General features: G+C 62.4%; 14 protein-coding genes. 4 read left to right on the top strand and 10 right to left on the bottom strand.

Annotated elements, in window-relative coordinates; all coding sequences use genetic code 11:
- Positions 1-19 precede the first annotated feature (19 nt).
- Together CLV01_RS16705 and CLV01_RS16700 are read right to left on the bottom strand one after the other, a co-directional pair.
- On the bottom strand, positions 20-550 hold the full coding sequence (locus tag CLV01_RS16705) for a hypothetical protein (RefSeq protein WP_099733752.1): 531 nt from the start codon (positions 548-550) through the stop codon (positions 20-22).
- A complete protein-coding gene (locus tag CLV01_RS16700; protein WP_099735306.1) occupies positions 547-1,494 on the bottom strand; it encodes a hypothetical protein in 948 nt (315 codons plus the stop codon). Before CLV01_RS16700 ends, CLV01_RS16705 begins: the two co-directional genes overlap by 4 nt.
- A gap of 274 nt (positions 1,495-1,768) precedes the next feature.
- Here CLV01_RS16700 and CLV01_RS16695 point away from each other — a divergent pair, with 274 nt between their 5' ends.
- Together CLV01_RS16695 and CLV01_RS29210 are read left to right on the top strand one after the other, a co-directional pair.
- Entirely contained in the window at positions 1,769-2,518 is a 750-nt protein-coding gene (locus tag CLV01_RS16695; protein ID WP_099733754.1) for a discoidin domain-containing protein, read from the top strand.
- 129 nt (positions 2,519-2,647) lie between these two features.
- Positions 2,648-2,818 (top strand): hypothetical protein, encoded by a 171-nt coding sequence (locus CLV01_RS29210; protein WP_180288415.1) that lies wholly within the window; start codon positions 2,648-2,650, stop codon positions 2,816-2,818.
- Here the strand turns inward: CLV01_RS29210 and CLV01_RS29205 are convergent.
- From CLV01_RS29205 to CLV01_RS28800, 7 genes are all read right to left on the bottom strand, one after another.
- Positions 2,808-8,495 carry an LPD38 domain-containing protein gene (locus CLV01_RS29205; RefSeq protein ID WP_180288414.1) on the bottom strand — a complete coding sequence of 1,896 codons (5,688 nt, stop codon included), beginning with the start codon at positions 8,493-8,495 and terminating at the stop codon, positions 2,808-2,810. The two genes, CLV01_RS29210 and CLV01_RS29205, sit on opposite strands and share 11 nt — an antisense overlap.
- Positions 8,411-9,313, bottom strand: coding sequence for a hypothetical protein (locus CLV01_RS16680; protein ID WP_099735305.1), 903 nt, complete (start codon positions 9,311-9,313; stop codon positions 8,411-8,413). The genes CLV01_RS29205 and CLV01_RS16680 overlap by 85 nt, the downstream gene beginning before the upstream one ends.
- Positions 9,314-9,617: 304 nt before the next feature.
- On the bottom strand, positions 9,618-9,791 hold the full coding sequence (locus CLV01_RS29620; protein WP_257221342.1) for a hypothetical protein: 174 nt from the start codon (positions 9,789-9,791) through the stop codon (positions 9,618-9,620).
- A 674-nt stretch (positions 9,792-10,465) separates the two neighbouring features.
- Positions 10,466-10,654 carry a hypothetical protein gene (locus CLV01_RS16670; RefSeq protein WP_257221341.1) on the bottom strand — a complete coding sequence of 63 codons (189 nt, stop codon included), beginning with the start codon at positions 10,652-10,654 and terminating at the stop codon, positions 10,466-10,468.
- A gap of 78 nt (positions 10,655-10,732) precedes the next feature.
- A complete protein-coding gene (locus CLV01_RS16665; RefSeq protein WP_099733757.1) occupies positions 10,733-10,999 on the bottom strand; it encodes an H-NS histone family protein in 267 nt (88 codons plus the stop codon).
- Between the two features lie 204 nt (positions 11,000-11,203).
- On the bottom strand, positions 11,204-11,908 hold the full coding sequence (locus CLV01_RS28805) for a DUF6338 family protein (protein ID WP_143290044.1): 705 nt from the start codon (positions 11,906-11,908) through the stop codon (positions 11,204-11,206).
- A gap of 112 nt (positions 11,909-12,020) precedes the next feature.
- Entirely contained in the window at positions 12,021-12,968 is a 948-nt protein-coding gene (locus tag CLV01_RS28800; RefSeq protein WP_143290045.1) for a hypothetical protein, read from the bottom strand.
- A 102-nt stretch (positions 12,969-13,070) separates the two neighbouring features.
- Here CLV01_RS28800 and CLV01_RS29315 point away from each other — a divergent pair, with 102 nt between their 5' ends.
- On the top strand, positions 13,071-13,412 hold the full coding sequence (locus tag CLV01_RS29315) for a hypothetical protein (RefSeq protein ID WP_180289115.1): 342 nt from the start codon (positions 13,071-13,073) through the stop codon (positions 13,410-13,412).
- Positions 13,413-13,417: 5 nt separating this feature from the next.
- On the opposite strand, the gene CLV01_RS16655 is transcribed toward CLV01_RS29315, so the two are convergent.
- The gene (locus CLV01_RS16655; RefSeq protein ID WP_099733758.1) at positions 13,418-14,746 is read right to left on the bottom strand and encodes a hypothetical protein; all 1,329 of its coding nucleotides are present in this window, start codon (positions 14,744-14,746) and stop codon (positions 13,418-13,420) included.
- A gap of 98 nt (positions 14,747-14,844) precedes the next feature.
- On the opposite strand from CLV01_RS16655, the gene CLV01_RS16650 reads away from it, so the two are divergent.
- On the top strand, positions 14,845-15,342 hold the full coding sequence (locus tag CLV01_RS16650; RefSeq protein ID WP_099733759.1) for a hypothetical protein: 498 nt from the start codon (positions 14,845-14,847) through the stop codon (positions 15,340-15,342).
- Positions 15,343-15,348 lie beyond the last annotated feature (6 nt).

Below are 15,348 nucleotides of genomic sequence, written 5' to 3'. Positions count from 1 at the left end.
AAAGTCAGGAAGCTGTGGATCAGGAAACGGAGATGAACTGGAAGCCCGCCAGGATCTCCAGGTAGAAGGCGGGATCGACGGTGCGCGCCACGGGCAGGCGCACGATGGACAGCAGCGAGCCGGTGTCCGCGCCCTTGCCCGAGCTGCTGCTCACGAATACGCCGTTGACGGTCTGCATGCCGGTGAAGCTGAACCGCGCCAGGCTCAGCTCGTTGCTCACGCCGCCGGCCGAGACGTTTCCCGGCACCCAGGCCTTGCGCGTCGTGCCGTCGTACTGCGTGACCTCGGTCACCAGCGTGGGCAACGTGGCGGCCGTCTCGGTGCCGTTGGGCACATAGGAGCCGGACCACAGACCGATGAATAGGCTAGCCGGCATGGCCGTGCCCTTGAAACAGGCGTTGGCGATCAGGTCCAGGCCTTCGCCGGGCACGCGGTTGTGCAGGCGCTCGCGGTGCACCAGCGCGTCGTCGGCGCGGCGGCGCAGCGCCAGGTCGTGGGTGAAGCCGCAGGGAATGGCGTGCTTGGCGCGCTGGTCGTGGTTGGTGTTCATGGCTGGGCCTTTCGTACGAGCCGGGCCTGGGCATAGGAGCCCACGCCGGCCGAAGTGCTGGGGGATTGAGAGAGGGTGGCCACGATGGCGCGCATGCCGTCGGCCTCGCGGTACAGCGTTGCGCCCGCGCCCGAGGCCTCCATAGCGATGTGCTCGGCCTGCAGGTTGACCAGCGACCCGTCCGGCCGCGCTGAGACGATGCCGCGCGTGCTCATCCAGTGCGCGCCGTCCGTGCCGCCCATGGCCCCGAGCCGATACCCCGCCTGCTGCTGCAGCGCGCCGTACGGCAGCACCGCGCGCATGGACTGCGCCGGCAGGCCACCGGCCAGGAAATAGGTCTTGTCCGCCATCACGAACACGCCGGCCTCCACGGCCGCGATGCAGGTGATGGGCGCGGGGAAGATCTCGAAGCCCCGCGACTCGTCGCGCAGTCCTGGGGTAAAGGGCTCGCTGTAGATCAGCGCCGAGCCCACGGCCACGAGCAGCCGGCCGCCCTGGTAGGCAATGCTGCTGCCCGCCGGCATCAGGGAGAACTGCACATCGCCCACGACCTGCGGCTGCGCATTGAGCCAGCGCGGGGTTGGGCCAGGCACGGGGTGGTAGGACCCGACGCGGATGCCGTCGGTGAAGTACACGGCCTCGTTGACCTCGCAGTACACGACTGGCGTGACCCGGCCGTAGCCCGCTGCGACCTGGGTGCGCGTGGTGGCGCCCGAGGCATCCACATCGATGCGGAAGATGTCTCCGCTGTCGCAGTACAGGCCATACGAGCCGTCCAGCGGCGACCAGCCCGAATGACAGTCCAGGCCCTGCTCTGCCAGCGCATACCCGCCCCGCGTCTTGAGCGAGCCCTGGGCCGTCACATCGACGTTGAGCGCATCACGCAGCAGGTGGCCGGCGCCCTCGGGCAGCCCGAGCTTGAAGTCGGGTGCGCGGTTGTCCATTCCGAGGGGAACGGGCCGATGGGCTTGGGGTGGATGGCATGGCCCGCAGTTTCCCGGGCGTGCATCCATTGGTCGAACCCTAGCCGGGGCACGCGCTCCGCGAAAGTGTGCGACCAATTACATTTCCATTACTCAAATAGTTAGCAAAGTAATAGTTTGCTCAATAACCAATAGGTCGCAGCAATTAATCCACAGCCCAATAGGGGAAATCTAAAAATACACGAGCAAAACTCTATTAGCATGCATGACTTCAAAACTGGAGGAGTAGTTGCAAATGAAATCATTCAAGTTGGTTGCTGCGTCAATTGGAACAGCTGCTGCAATGTTCGCGGCGGGTGCATCCGCACAAAGTGGCGGCGTTTTGCTGCCTATCACGATTACCAACGCATCCGGCAACGTAGCTGACATGACCAAAGCTGCGGATGGAAATCCCAATACGATCTGGAACGCCGGCGCGGGTCCCACTCAGTGGATAGATATTGACCTGGGCTCCGAGAGAATGTTCTCTATTTTGAGGATGCTTCCCTCTCAAAATCCTGCGGGAAACACTGTGCATCATATTTGGGGAAGAAATGATGCAGGGGAATGGTTTGATTTCGGTGAAGTGTCTGGATATACCCAAGACAATCAATGGATTGAATATAAAAATCTCAAAGAAATCCCAGTGCGGACAATTGTTCTTCAAACAACCAGCAGCCCGTCTTGGGTAGCATGGAGAGAATTCCAAGTCTATGACGGAGGGGATCTCATTGAAAGCTGCCACCACAATTATCCTGCAGGGGTAGCAGTTTACCGAACTGCAAGACTGGGACGCTGCCCAGACTATACCTTCGGTGCAAGCTACTTCCTAAGGGATACACGCAACCTTCCAAAGGGCGCTGAAGTCTATGTCTGCTCAACTAACCAAATGAACGGTTGGAGTTGGCTTGCGAACTCCAATGCCCCATATTCGGGAACATTGCCGCGACAAGGGCGCTGTGGCGAGTACCAAAACGATTCCCTCTTCCTGATGCGAAAAAATTAATCTCCTCTGCGAGATAAACGTATGGGAGCAAGATTCTCCGCGTTCACAAAGGTTTAGAACTTCAGCTTGATCAAAGCATGCCATCGCCAAAGGATTGATCCTGCAATTGCTTTGTCTCACGATATTGGCATGCCCGGCATCATCTTCTGGCTGCTCGTGATCGCAGCCATCCTCTTCTTCAAACTGACCACGCCCGCCGAGCGCCGCTCGATGATCGAGACCTACTGGCTGATCATCCTCGGGCTCGGCGCCGTGGGCTTCATTTGGCAGTTCCTGCGGCAGGGCACGCTCAGTTCGTGAGCCCGGCCACGCGTTCGGCAATGGCGTTGCGGCGCTGCTCGATCTCGTTCAGGCGATCGCGCTTGGCCTCCGCCGACAGCAGGCGATCCCCGTCGATCTTCTTCGCACGCTGACCCAGTTCTGCCATCTGCTGCTTTGCGGCGTTGATGGCCATGCGGTTGCTCAGCTTCGGCCCCACCTCCTCCTGGATGCTGCGCGCCAGTTCCACGTCGCCGGACTTGATCGCAGCCTGGTAGCTGGCCCAGGCCTGCTCCACACCCTTGGCCTGCTCGTACATGGCGGTGACGTAGCGGCTGGAGCCCGTAGGCAGTTCCTCGATGAAGTTGCCGGCGACGAAGGTGTCGCGCAGGCGCATGGCCGGGCGCTCGCCCCGGTCCAGCATCGGGCGCGCAATGGTGTCTGTCGCCGTGGTGCTCACCGTGGCCAGCCAGCCGAAGTACCCGCGCAGCAGGAAATCCACCTGCTTCGGGCTCAGGCCCGAGTACTCGCCCTTGGCCAGGCGCACCGGATCGGGCAGGCCCCAGGAACCAAGCAGGCGCGCCACCTCCGAGGTGCGCTCGTTGTAGCGGTCCTGCGGGCGCAGGCGCTCGTCGGCCATGCCCTCGATGGCCCGGCCGCTGAAGCTGTCCTTGTTGGCGTAGACGTCCAGGAAGGGCTTGATGGCATGGGGCGTCGGGTCCATGGCGAAGGTGTTGAACACCATGTCGCTGATGCGCTGGCCGAAGCGCTTGCCCGTCATCTCCTCGCTCATCATCAGCTCGGCCGTGCGCTCGGCCACCGTGCCGATGGCCCCCACCTCGAAGGGCTTGGGGATGCGGAAGGCCTTGTCGCCGATCTTGAACCACCAGAAGTTGTCGCGGTCGAAATCCTCGCGCTTCTTCCAGTCGTCGTCATCGGCGTAGGCTGCCAACAGGCCCAGGCTGGCCATGGACACAGCGCCGGCCATGGCGGCAAAGCGGCGCGGGTCCTCACCGGCGGCGCGGCCCAGCTTGTACAGGCCCTGCAGGCGGGCGTTCAGAAACGGCACCGTCTGGGCCAGGAAACGCACCGTCTCCCATTTGCCGGACATGCTGAAGTCCATCAGGTCGCGAGCCTGGAAGCTGGCCTCGGCATGGCTCAGGCCCTTGGCGCGCAGGCGCTCGTACAGCGCCGTGCGGTTCACGTTCTCCGTGCGGTCGCCGAATTCCTCGTACACCTCCCACAGCGAGCGCATCTGGCCCTTGAGCTTGTCGAAGCCCTGCTTGTCCAGCATGGTGCCGCCCAGGCGCTCGATCTGCCCGCGCAGTTGGTTGGTGTTCTCCTGCGTGCCGAACTTGATGATGCCGCCACTGGCCAGCATGGAAGCGTAGGTCTGGCTGTTCTTGGCCGTGGCCCTCCATCCCTTGGCGACGTTCTCCAGCGGGTTGTAGCTCAGGTCGCTCTGGGCGATGGCCGAGAGGCTGTCGCGGATCAGGTTGCGGATCTTGAAGGTGGGGTTCACCGTCACACCGAAGGTCAGCAGGCGCTTGAAGGGCGCCATGGCCTTGACGATGCCGCCGGGGGTGTAGCTCATCGCCGAGATGGCATCGACCAGATAAGGGTCCTCGACGGCCCAGTGCTCGGCCACACCCTCGCGCATCACCTTCACGGCGCCTTTGGTGTCGGCAGGCACTTGGTAGGCCACGCCCAGCTTCTCGGCCGCGTCCATGGTCTCCAGTGAGGCGCGGTTGCGCGCGGCAGCGGCATACAGGTGGCTCCAGTTCATGAGCGTGTTCTGCAGCAGGTCGGCGTTGAGCTGCTGCGTGCCGCCCTTGAGCTTCTTCCAGGCCTGCTGGTTCACCAGCCCGGAGCTGAAGCGCGGGCCGCGCATGCCCCCGTCCTCTTCCATGAGGCGGTAGAACGGCACATAGGGCTGGTCCTTCATGAGGTCGTAGGCGGCCTGGTCGATCAGGCCCGAGTCCCGCGCCACCTTCAGGCTGGCCTCGTTGAAGGCGTTGAGCTCGCGCAGCGCCGCGGCGTACAGCGGCATGCGCGCCGTGCCGTCGGCCATGCGGCCGGCATCCAGTGAGCGCAAGGCTGTGATGTCGCGGTCGGTCAGCAGGTTCTCCTTGCCCTCGGCCTTCAGGCGCTGGGCGCGCTGGGCGGCCACCCACTGGAAGAATCGGTCGTGCTCGCCCTTGAGGCTGGCCAGCACGTTGGCGAAGCCGCCGTCCTTGATGTCCACATCGGCCACGCCGTCGCGCAGGTAGGGCTTGCCGTAGAGCAGCGCCGCTTCTACCGCCCCGTCGCTGCCCTTGGACAGGCGCGCCAGGATGTAGGCCTTCTCGCTGATCTCCTTGATGGGGGCGAACTGGTCGACCAAGCCCTGGCGCAGTCGCGTGCCGAAGTTCTGGCGCATGGCCTGCGCGCGCTCGGCCCAGGTCTGCTTCACCTGAACGCCGAAGGCATGCTCTGCTGCGCGGGCCTGCTCCGCGGTGTAGTCGCTCGCCGTGGGCGCGGCCGGCGCGGCGCGGCTGAACTGCAGCGGTTTTTTCAGCAACCTGTTGATTTCATTGGCTACCGCCTCGGACGACAACTTGCCAGCAGGTTGCTGCTGCGCTACTATCGAGCCGTCTCCTGAATTGGATGAGCCGGATCGCTCCACACCGCCCGCGGTGTCAGTCCCGGAAACTCGACGATTCAGGAGATTTTCTTTTGTGGCCACGCTGTGCAGGTACATGCGCTGGTCATTCGGATCACGGCGCACCAGCACGGTGACCACATCGTCCACACCCTTGATGCGAACTGGTGCGCTGACGTAGAAGCTCTGGCCATCGCGGCCGTGCTGGGTGGAAAGCACGACAGCGCCTTTCTCCAGCACATCCTTCACTGCGGCAAACGCCGTGTACTTGAACGGATTGGGCTTTCCATGGGCCATGGAATCGCGCACCGAGCGGCCATCCAGCGTCACCTCGCCAATTTCCGGGTTCACAGCCTTACCACCCTGCTGCCGAAATAGCTCCGTTGCCCACTGACGCACGGCCAGCATGCCGGTTTGGGGTGCTTCCTCGCCAGTGAGGGTCAGGATCGGATCCCCCTGAAGAATGCGCGCCCGCTGCTCATCTTTCCGCTCACCGGCCTGCCCAGGCATGGAGGCGGCGTCTGGCTGCTCTGGCTGGGCACTCGATTCAGCAGTCGAAGTAATGGCTCCATCCAGTTCTCCTGCATGTGCTGGGTTCTCCCGCTGCGCAATGCCGAAGGCCAGGTTCACCAGGTCCTGGCTGGCGAAGTCGCTACGGCTGCCGGCGATCTTGGCCCAGACCTGGCGCAGCACCTTGCGCACCTGGTCCAGCCAGCGCGCCACGGTGCCAGGCTTGGCCAGCGCATTGGGGCGCACGCCCATCTCCAGCGCGACCTGCACGGCGTAGGGGAACAGTTCCTGCGACGAGTAGGCTTGCGCATCTGCAACGGCCGGTTGGGAATCGCGTACGCGCGCGGCGGCCTCGTTGTAGACCTGTCGCTCCAGGCTTCCCTCCGGCGCACTGGCCCAGCCGCCGATGGCGCCATGCAGCTGGTTCCAGCCCTCCTCACCCAGCACCGCAGGCCCGTGCTTGTGCATCAGCTCGTGCGCCACCACGCCCAGCTCGTCGCCGGCCACGATGTGGTCAGAGATGACGAACACGGTCTTGGTGTTGGGGTCGTAGAAGCCCTGGGCCTTGCCGCCGCCCTCGGCTCCCATGGCCACCGGGCCGATCAGCGGCTCCCAGTTGGCGCGGATGTCATCGGAGGTCGTGACCACGATGCGGCCCAGACTGTTGGGCAGCACACCCATACCGCCCACCAGTTGGTTCACGGCCTGGCGCACAGAGGAATTCGTGGCGGCAGCCGGCGGCGGGCGCAGGCGGCGGAGCGTCCGGGCCAGTTCCTCGGGCATGCTGCGGCTGAACTGCGCGGCGGCCGCCTGCTCTACACTGGCGGCATCCCCCGCAGAGCGGATGGAAGTCAGGTCAGGGCGAGCGGCCCGGGCAGATGCGTCCACCCATTGAGCTGCGGGGGATTCTTCGTTCAAGACTCCAGCGGCCTGCTGCTGGCCAGCGCGCGCAGCATCAGCTGCATCCACCTCAGCCAGGATCTGCGCCAGCCTCTTGCCCTTGGGATCTATTCCCAGACTCCGGGCCACGCGGCCGGCAGGAAGCGCGCTGGATCGCCAGTTGGCCGGGCGGGCTGCTGCTGCCTGCGCTTGTCCTTGCGCGCCTGGCGCCGGGCCGCCTTGCGCGCCATTGTTGAGAGTCGTGGTGCTGGCATTGGTCAGCCCTTCCTGCGCTGCAGCAGCACCAGCAGCCGGCGCGCCTGGCGCTCCAGTTGCTTGCGGAGGTTGCGCGCCAGCTTGCTGGGCTTGATCGGCTTGCGGGGCAAAGGCGGCTCCTACGTTCTGGGTCAGGGGGCCAGGCCCAGCGGCTTCCAGGGCGCTGGGTCCGGTCGGGGGAATGGCTGCTGGGGCGGCCACGGCGGCAGCCTGTGCCTGGGCACCTTGGGCATTTGCGATCTCCTGGGCCTGCAGGACGGCCTGCTGGATGGCGTCGAAGCCGGCATCCACCGCCATGGCAGCGCCGCGCGACAGCGGGCCATCTGCGGGGTTGATGCCCATGCGCTCGGACGGGCGCTGCAGCGGGCGCTGGGGGATCAGCGCCTCCATGGCGGCGTTGTCTGCGAAGGGGTCCACGGCTGGCGCGCGGTCGGCTGGCAGCGGCGCAGGCTCACCCACCCCACGGAATCCCATGTAGGCATCCACCATGCGGCGCACGCGCTGCGTCTCGGCGGGGTCCAGCGGCTGCTCGTTGATGCGGGCCAAGCCCTCGTTCAGGCCGCCCAGCACCTGGGCCGAGTTCTCGGCGCCGCCATCCAGCAGGTTCTGCAGCCCGGACAAGATGCGGCCGGTGCGCACGCGGGCGTCCACGGCGGCGATGCCGGCATCCTCGCTGGCCTGCTGGAACTGGTCCTGCAGCTGCGCGGCCATGGCATCGGCTGCCTGCAGCCCAGCACCAGGAGCTGGCGCACCAGCAGGATCAGCACCCACGTTCTGGGCCAGCCATGCGTCTTCCATGGCATCGCGCACCGTGTCCACCGTCTGCTGGGTGGAGAACTGCGTGCCGCTGCGCACAGCGGCCTGGACTTCGGCGAGGTAGTCGGGGCGCTGCTGGGTTCCGTCCTGCGGGCGGCCGAGGAACTCACGCACCGCAGCGTTCTGCTCGTCCCAATCCGTGAAGGGGTCAACAGCCGGGCCAGCAGCATCAGCAGGAGCAGCACCTGGCTGCGCAGCACGCGCGCCGGCCTGCACCTGCTGGTCCCATTCCGTGTAGGGATCAGGCTCTGCCTGCGGCCTGGAAGTCACCAGGTCCTCGAAGTTGGCGGGCGCGCCCAGGTCCACGGGGTTGACCGGCTGTCCGACCAGGTTCTGGATGCTCGCCTCCTCGGCCAGCTGGTTGGCACTGGCTGCGGCGTCCTCTGCGCGCTGACGCCCCTGCTGGTCTGCCTGGCGGGCACGGCGGTTCGCCCCGCCGCTCACGTTGGCACCAGCCCCCATCACGCCACCGGCAATCGCGCCTTCCGTGCCGGCCCTGGCCACGCCCTCCATCAGCGGCTTGCCCTCGGCGTAGTTCTGCCACATCTGCTCCTGGGCCGACTGGGGCAGTTCCTGCAGCACCGCCTCGGAGACCATGCCCCTAGGATGCGGCGCTGGGCCGAGAGCGGCACCTCCGCGGTCGCGCCCGTGCCGATCTTGGCCATGGCCGTTTCGGCTGTCTCCAGGCCCAGGCGGTTGGCCACTCGGCCGGCACCGACGCCGATGGCGCCCGTCAGCGCGCCAGCGCCCAGGGCAGCCACAGCATTCCGCTGCTGGTCCTCGCCCGTGGCCTGCTCCATCTGCTGGCCGGCCGTGACCACGCCTTCACCGATACCCGCCGCCACCGGCGCGGCCCACTTCTCGCCTACGGTGCGCGCCAGCACACCGGGTGTGGCTGCGCGCGCCGCTGTGCCCGTGGCGGCGTTGGCAGCCTTGGCTGCAACTGCGCCAGCGCCCATGGCCGCACGCCCGAGGACACCGCCGGCCACCATCGACGGCAGCGACTCGGCCACCTGGTTCGCCGTGTATGCCGGATTCTTCAGGTAGGCCAGCGCGATATCGCCGGCCGAGCCGTCCTTCCAGGCCTCGTCCACGTTCTGGCGCCCGGCCTCATACGCAGGGGAGAACTTGGTCTCGTCAGCCCACTTGCCCGGCTGGAAACCCGTGGCCTCGCCCAGCGCATCGGCAGCCGCAGTGACGGGGCGCGCGCCAGTGGCCAGGGCGATAGGCAGGTCTGCCAGACCCGTGACCATGCCCGGCAACCGCTGGACGCCGGCCTTTACAGATTTGCCGAGGTCGGAGAGGGTGCTGGATTTGGCGGGCTCAGGTGTGGAGAAGGCGCCCTTCTCCCAGTCGGGCGCGCCACCCGCATTCGGTGCGGCAAAGGTGCCGCGTTCCCAGTCTGTATTTGCCATGCCTCCAGTGTTCCCACGCAGGGGATGGGGCGCGAACCCTGGGCGGGGGCGTTGGGTGGTACGCTTTGGGCACTGCCGAATAGGCAGCTCAGAAATGGACGCAGAGAACAAGGCCCTGCGGGAGCGGGTTCACTGCCGCATAGGCAGTTCAGAAACAGCGCGCGGACCGCATGCGGCTGGCCATCCTGTTCACTGCCGTATAGGCAGTTCAGAAAATGACGATCGAAGCGAAGCTCGACGAAACCAAGTCCCGTGCCGCGCAGGCAGCCAGGCCTACCCAGCGGGCCTTTTTCTTGGGCGCAGCTCACACGGGCCGCGTCCGCACCTCAGCCGTCCAGGCAGATTGCCCCCGGGGCTGCAACGAGCCCTGATCCGTTGCAGCGATGTGGAGATATTCGCCCTCTCCCAACGCGCGAGCCTGCTGCGACAGCTGCTCGCGCACGTCATTGGATTCAGCGCGAAGCTTGCTGATCACCATCTTGTTCACCTTCAGCTCGCGACAACAGCGGCAGGAAAAGTGCATCCACTTTCCATAGTCTTCGAGGTAAGCAGTGCACTGGAGGTTGCATAAGGGGCACGGGGCTTGGATGGAGTCTGGCATGGCGTCACTCCAGGGGATAACAGAGTTCGAAGAAAACGGTAAATCTGTTGTACCCCAGCCGAGAGGCGAAATCTGAAGTGCCGAGTTAGGGCTTGGCCTAGTCTGAGCAGGCACAAAGATTGCCGCCTGTACGGCCTCACAGCCTGGGCGAAGCTACATATTGGTACATGGCGAAACCACGCGTAGCATCGCTCTCCCTCCCACAAGAAAGCGCATGCTATGTACCCCCTCACCTTTGCCTTGCGCGGCGCATCCAGGCTACCGCATGGATGATGACGAGCCCCCGCAGGGATCAAGCAGCCCGGAAGAGCAACAGGACAGTTGGTCACCGCGCGGATTGCTGAGCCTGCTAATTCTTGGGACGCTGACTGTAGTCGCCGCGATCTGGCTCATCGCGAAACGGCCACACGCTGTACCTTGGCGCCCTCTGCCGACTGCTGCCGCGTCCGCAGGCATAGAAGCCGCGTTTCCTGATACAGAGGGCAGCATTCAATGCCCAAGCAACAGTGGGACCCCGGGCGAGCGAACCTGAGCGCAGGTAGTCTGGAGGCTCAGTTCTGCACCTCCAACGTCGCCACGTAAAACATGAGGTGCTCCAGAGCTACAGCGTGCGGGTCACGACCTCCCAACGGCGACTCCCTGGAAGAGTCGTCCGGAAGGAAGACCAGAAGCACGTCGCCACAGGCCTCGTAGTCTGCGGTGAACTCGATGCCGTTGTGGGTGAAGACGCATTCGTGCATGCGAGGCATTGTCACAGGTGCGAGCTCGTGGCACCAGCGCCCAGAAACGACGAGGCCCGCAAGAGGCCGAGCTCCCGCTCAGATCTCAAAGGGCTTCCGATCTCGGCCCTCGATCCACCGGGGAGCTCGGCCCCGGCCCGACCATGTCTCGCCGGTCTTGGGATTCCGGCAACGCGCGTTCTTCGGCGTGTCCAGTGCAAACAGATCGCAGACCTGGAGATCGTGTTGCTTCACCAGAGCCCGTGCTGCATCAATCGCATCGAGCCGCATGGCTCCATAGTGCTCAGCGATCTTGGCATCCAATGCAGCTTTCTCCTGCATCAGAGACTTGTACTTGCGTGACATAGGTTCGGGGCTCCGACCGGAAATGTGCAACGTTCCGGATCTGGGCTGCAGACGGAAAGTCCCTCCTCCCCGAGCCGGGCTCTTCCTGCGGAGGGGGCAAACGACGTGCCGAGCTTGAAGCTGCCCCAGAAACGACGAAGCCCGCGCGGGGCGGACTTGTTTAATTAAGATTTTTTTGATGGTGCTCGCGGCGGCATTGCGGGCCTAGATTGTATTGGAGGAGGCGGAGGATTCACGTTCGCCTGCTTGCTTCTTCCAGGCGGGGTTACTATCCTCACTGGTGCTGGTGGTTTCGAACTGGGTGACTTCGTCATAAATTGCCTCTGGTGACTTGAGAAATTCTATATACGATACTTCCGATGCGTCCAAAAGAACGCCTTCAGAGTTGCTTAGATCTTGCTCCCCTTCTTCAGTCTCCTTTACAACTTGACTAAGATAAAAGAAACCGTTTCTATCTGATGGCCATCGATCTGGCCAGCCCAGAAACCTGGTTTTATCCTTCATGTGCAGAATCACATAACAGGTCTTAGTAGCCATTGCCGCATACCATTCATTTGGGAAACCACTGCGAGTAGTAAATCCTAAATAACGCAAAAACCCATAAAGATAATCTGATTTATACAGCCACGCCATCAAAAGACCAAAAATGGCTGCGGATAAAACTGATGCAGCCAAGCTCGAATCATCGGTCCACTCCCCAATGTACCAATACTCGCCCAACAGATGAGCAACCTTCTTTATCAGAACGACTACAAGCTGAACAACAACAGTAAACAGCAGCGCCTGGACCACCCGCTCAAACTGGGATGGCTTTACATGATTCGTCAATCCGTAAAATAACCATGCAACGATAAAACCAGGCGCAAGATATTGCAATAACGCAACAACATCTTTTGACAATTCAGGCATGGAGAATTAATCAATCTATGGAATACAGATAAAAAATACCATCACCGAAATAAATACTCCGATAGATTCATCCTATTTCTTTAAAAAATCAATTCTTCTCTGCTCCAAAGCGTTAAACACTGGAAGCTTCAGAGGCGATTGAACTTTCTGCACTTGCTCCAACAGCAGCTGATTCGTCTGAATTCGGCTCGGTTCCAGAAGGCTCGGTCTTGCCAGAAATTTCAACTGGCTCAATGGGGTTTCTGAGGGTTTCAAAATAGGCATGACACTCTCCAATCGCTTGATTATTAACCAATGAATGCTCGACCTCCGAGCGTTCGTAAATCTCTTCTAGTTTTTGAATAGTAGATTCATAGAATATCAGATACGATTCATTGGGTTTAGTGACCACCACCATATCAGTCTCCTTACCAACACCGGGGGCAACTTCAGCCCTCTTTTTCGCAGCCAAAACCATGTACGCGGTAGCATCCAATCCTTGCTGAGTTCTGTGCCCAGCAAACATTAAACTGGACATTGCTTGATACATCCCAACTCCAATGGAAGCAAAGCCCGCCTCATTATGACAAGTAACACTTCCATTATCAAAAGAATATATATGTGACCTCACATAGCCATGACTAGCATCTTTACCGATAAATAATGCAGCGCATGCAGGCATTTGGAAATTGACTATTTCCCGAACCAAGTCTGAAGAAAATTTCTCACTAAAATCTGCCTGTCTTTTTAGAAAATCATCCGAATTCAGGCCAAGTGGTGACAGAAACTGGCGCTCAGCACGACGCCTCTTGGAGTCAGCATAAGCAGCCCCATAAGAGTCAGCTATGTTCTTTACTGATAACAACTCTGGATTATCAGAATACCGCTCTATAAGAGTACGTAACTCAATCAAGAGTTCAGTATGTAAAGCAACATCACCAGCAATCAAGGCCACAACCGTAGGCGTTAAATGGTGCACCTTTACGCGTGTTGTTTGATTATCCGCTGTGGATAGCATCCTGTCGGAAACCCCAATCACTGAAGCACCATCGTCGCAAAGTGCAGCAACACATACAGTCATTGCCCATCCTCCTTTGGCTGAATGCTAGCACGCAGTGGCAATTTGGCTCATCAAAGGTGCGGGCAAATTGCTCCAACAATTGGTGCCTGCTACATTCCGCCCATGCGCCCCCTCCTCATCCTTCCAGCCCTCCTCCTCGCCGCCCCCGCCCTGGCCGCAAACATGGCCACCTGCCTGCTGGACAAGCTCCCGGGCACGCAGAACGATGTCGCGGCTCAGGCCGTGTTCCAGGTCTGCAGCGCTGAGCACCCGGGCGGAATCCAGGCCGTTCCCCAGGGAGATGGCCGGGGCATGCTGGGGTTCAAGTCCGGGCCAGAGTGCACAGCGAAGAAGGCAGGCGATACGCGCAGCACCAGGGCGGCTGAGCTCATTGGGATGGCTTGTCGGCGGCTGCATGACGGCCCCGATTGGGAGCGCGGCGAGCTCTCGCCCCCGAAGAAGTAAGCGCCCTATTGCGGCACCCATTTCTGCCCATCCCAGACAGCCGTCTTCCCGCCCACGCTTGAGACAGTTCCAACGGGCCTGGTTGCAGGACTCGACAGCGGATCACCGCCTCCCTGCCCCATAGGCACCTGCTCCACCTGCCCCGTAGCCCTGTTGTGCCGGATGACGCTCCCCATGGAAGTGGAGCCGTCCAGGTTCTTGGTGGTCGGCGTCACCTTCACATCCCAATCGCTGGGGGTCTGCGCGCCCTCGATGTCCCTCATGTACTGCACCAAGCTGCGGCGCTTGGTCGGGTCCTGCTGCTGGGCCACCTGGTTGCGTGCCGCCTCCACCAGCCGGTTGGTGCGGTTCGTGTACCCCTGAGTCTCGCGGTCCATGTCCAGGCGCTGCTGGGTCAGCCCGGCCTGCATGCCGGCGCGCTGGTTCTGGCCCTGCTGCTCCATGGCGGCACGCACCAGAGCATTGCCCTGGCGCATGCCCTCTGCCTGCAGGCCTGGGGCGGCCTGCTGCAGCGCCTGGTCTGTCGCCAGCATGGCCTGGTATGTCTGCACAGCGGGGTTGTTCTCAGCGCCACGGCCGCCCCACTGCTGGGTGTTCTTGATGGAACTGGCCGACACCTCGGCATTGCGCAGCGCGTTGCGCGAGGCCCAGTCGTTGCCGCTGTGGGCGATGCCTGCGGCCTGCACGAGCGGATTGCCCAGCGACGAGGACAGTCCCGGGGCGATGCCCTGCATTTGCGATCCTGGCGTCGCTCCGCTGGGCAGCGAGTTCACCGTGCCGCCGGCGGGCTGGCCATTGATGGTGATGTCGCCGCTGATGTTGGCGGGCCCGCTGTAGCTGTTGCCCTGGCGCGTGATGTTGGCCGGGCCAGAAGGTGCTGCAGGTCCAGGCATGGGCGCAGCTGCGGCGCCAGGGGAGCCTGGAGCGCCGTGCGCACCCGCCTGCTGCTCCATCGCGGCGGCCACCAGCGGATTGGATTGGCGCGTGATCGGGCTGGCAGGTGCTGGGCTCTGCGCGCCGGCAGCAGTCGCCAGCGCAGCACCGCCGCCCACCACAGGCGCATAGGGTGCAGCAGCCTGGGCGGCTTGGCCCAGCCCCGACATGGCAGGCTGCGATGCCCCGAAGGCCCGGGCAACCAGGCCTGTACCGCGCAGCGCAGCGCCAGGGATGCCGCCGGCACTGGGCAGTGCGGCCAAGTTGCGGCCGAAGTCGTTGTTCAGGGGGTTGCTCTGGGAGCCGTCGGCAGCGGGCGCCTGCGGATTGCCGCCCACCGGGATCTGATTGATCAGCGCGTCACGCCGCTGGGCTGCTTCGAGGAGAGGGTTGGTGGCCATGAGTGTTCCTTGCGGAGTTGCTCATGGCAGTGTGCGGATATGCTGTCGGCGCGTCGAACCCCAATGGGGGTGTCCATAATCAATCAGGGAGGAATGCTATGAGCACGAGCGATTTGCTTGCTTTCTTCAACTCCGTGGTGACTCTCACGGCGGCCGTCGTCGCTGCGCTTGTCACCTACAGAATTGGAAAAGGTCAGAAAGACATTTCCGAGCGACAGGCAGAGGTCGCAGAGAGAGAGGCCAAGACTTCTTACAACAAACTCAAACTGGATCTCTTCGACCGACGTCTCTCGATCTACGACGTAGTCTGCGACATCGTTGACGAATGGACATTGCCAGAAAACCACACATCAGAGCGTAAGGCTCGGTTTGTAACGGCAATGAATAGTTCTCGCTGGATTTTTCCAGAAGAGGTTTACCAGTACCTGAAGCATGAGGTCTACCCAGAGATGAACGACCTACAGGTTATGCAACACCGAAGCGAGCTTACGGAGGAGGAAAAGAAAGACTGCCTCCGTACCGAGGCCCGTTTGATGGGCCATAGAGATCAGCGCATCGATCAGGTATTTGGGCCACATCTAACGCTTGAGGCCTGATCAACA

Source organism: Delftia sp. 60 (genome assembly GCF_002754395.1).
GTDB lineage: Bacteria > Pseudomonadota > Gammaproteobacteria > Burkholderiales > Burkholderiaceae_C > Comamonas > Comamonas acidovorans.
Note: the sequence above shows the minus strand (reverse complement) of the source record. Positions and strands in the feature narration are given on the sequence as shown.

What these genes read in the sequence shown, in the direction of transcription:
- CLV01_RS16680 (WP_099735305.1), bottom strand. Translation starts at nt 9,313, where the DNA reads ATGGCAAATACAGACTGGGAACGCGGCACCTTTGCCGCACCGAATGCG.
- CLV01_RS28800 (WP_143290045.1), bottom strand. Translation starts at nt 12,968, where the DNA reads ATGACTGTATGTGTTGCTGCACTTTGCGACGATGGTGCTTCAGTGATT.
- CLV01_RS16670 (WP_257221341.1), bottom strand. Translation starts at nt 10,654, where the DNA reads ATGCACGAATGCGTCTTCACCCACAACGGCATCGAGTTCACCGCAGAC.
- CLV01_RS16700 (WP_099735306.1), bottom strand. Translation starts at nt 1,494, where the DNA reads ATGGACAACCGCGCACCCGACTTCAAGCTCGGGCTGCCCGAGGGCGCC.
- CLV01_RS16705 (WP_099733752.1), bottom strand. Translation starts at nt 550, where the DNA reads ATGAACACCAACCACGACCAGCGCGCCAAGCACGCCATTCCCTGCGGC.
- CLV01_RS29315 (WP_180289115.1), top strand. Translation starts at nt 13,071, where the DNA reads ATGCGCCCCCTCCTCATCCTTCCAGCCCTCCTCCTCGCCGCCCCCGCC.
- CLV01_RS16655 (WP_099733758.1), bottom strand. Translation starts at nt 14,746, where the DNA reads ATGGCCACCAACCCTCTCCTCGAAGCAGCCCAGCGGCGTGACGCGCTG.
- CLV01_RS28805 (WP_143290044.1), bottom strand. Translation starts at nt 11,908, where the DNA reads ATGCCTGAATTGTCAAAAGATGTTGTTGCGTTATTGCAATATCTTGCG.
- CLV01_RS29205 (WP_180288414.1), bottom strand. Translation starts at nt 8,495, where the DNA reads ATGGTCTCCGAGGCGGTGCTGCAGGAACTGCCCCAGTCGGCCCAGGAG.
- CLV01_RS16650 (WP_099733759.1), top strand. Translation starts at nt 14,845, where the DNA reads ATGAGCACGAGCGATTTGCTTGCTTTCTTCAACTCCGTGGTGACTCTC.
- CLV01_RS16695 (WP_099733754.1), top strand. Translation starts at nt 1,769, where the DNA reads ATGAAATCATTCAAGTTGGTTGCTGCGTCAATTGGAACAGCTGCTGCA.
- CLV01_RS29210 (WP_180288415.1), top strand. Translation starts at nt 2,648, where the DNA reads ATGCCCGGCATCATCTTCTGGCTGCTCGTGATCGCAGCCATCCTCTTC.
- CLV01_RS29620 (WP_257221342.1), bottom strand. Translation starts at nt 9,791, where the DNA reads ATGGTGATCAGCAAGCTTCGCGCTGAATCCAATGACGTGCGCGAGCAG.
- CLV01_RS16665 (WP_099733757.1), bottom strand. Translation starts at nt 10,999, where the DNA reads ATGTCACGCAAGTACAAGTCTCTGATGCAGGAGAAAGCTGCATTGGAT.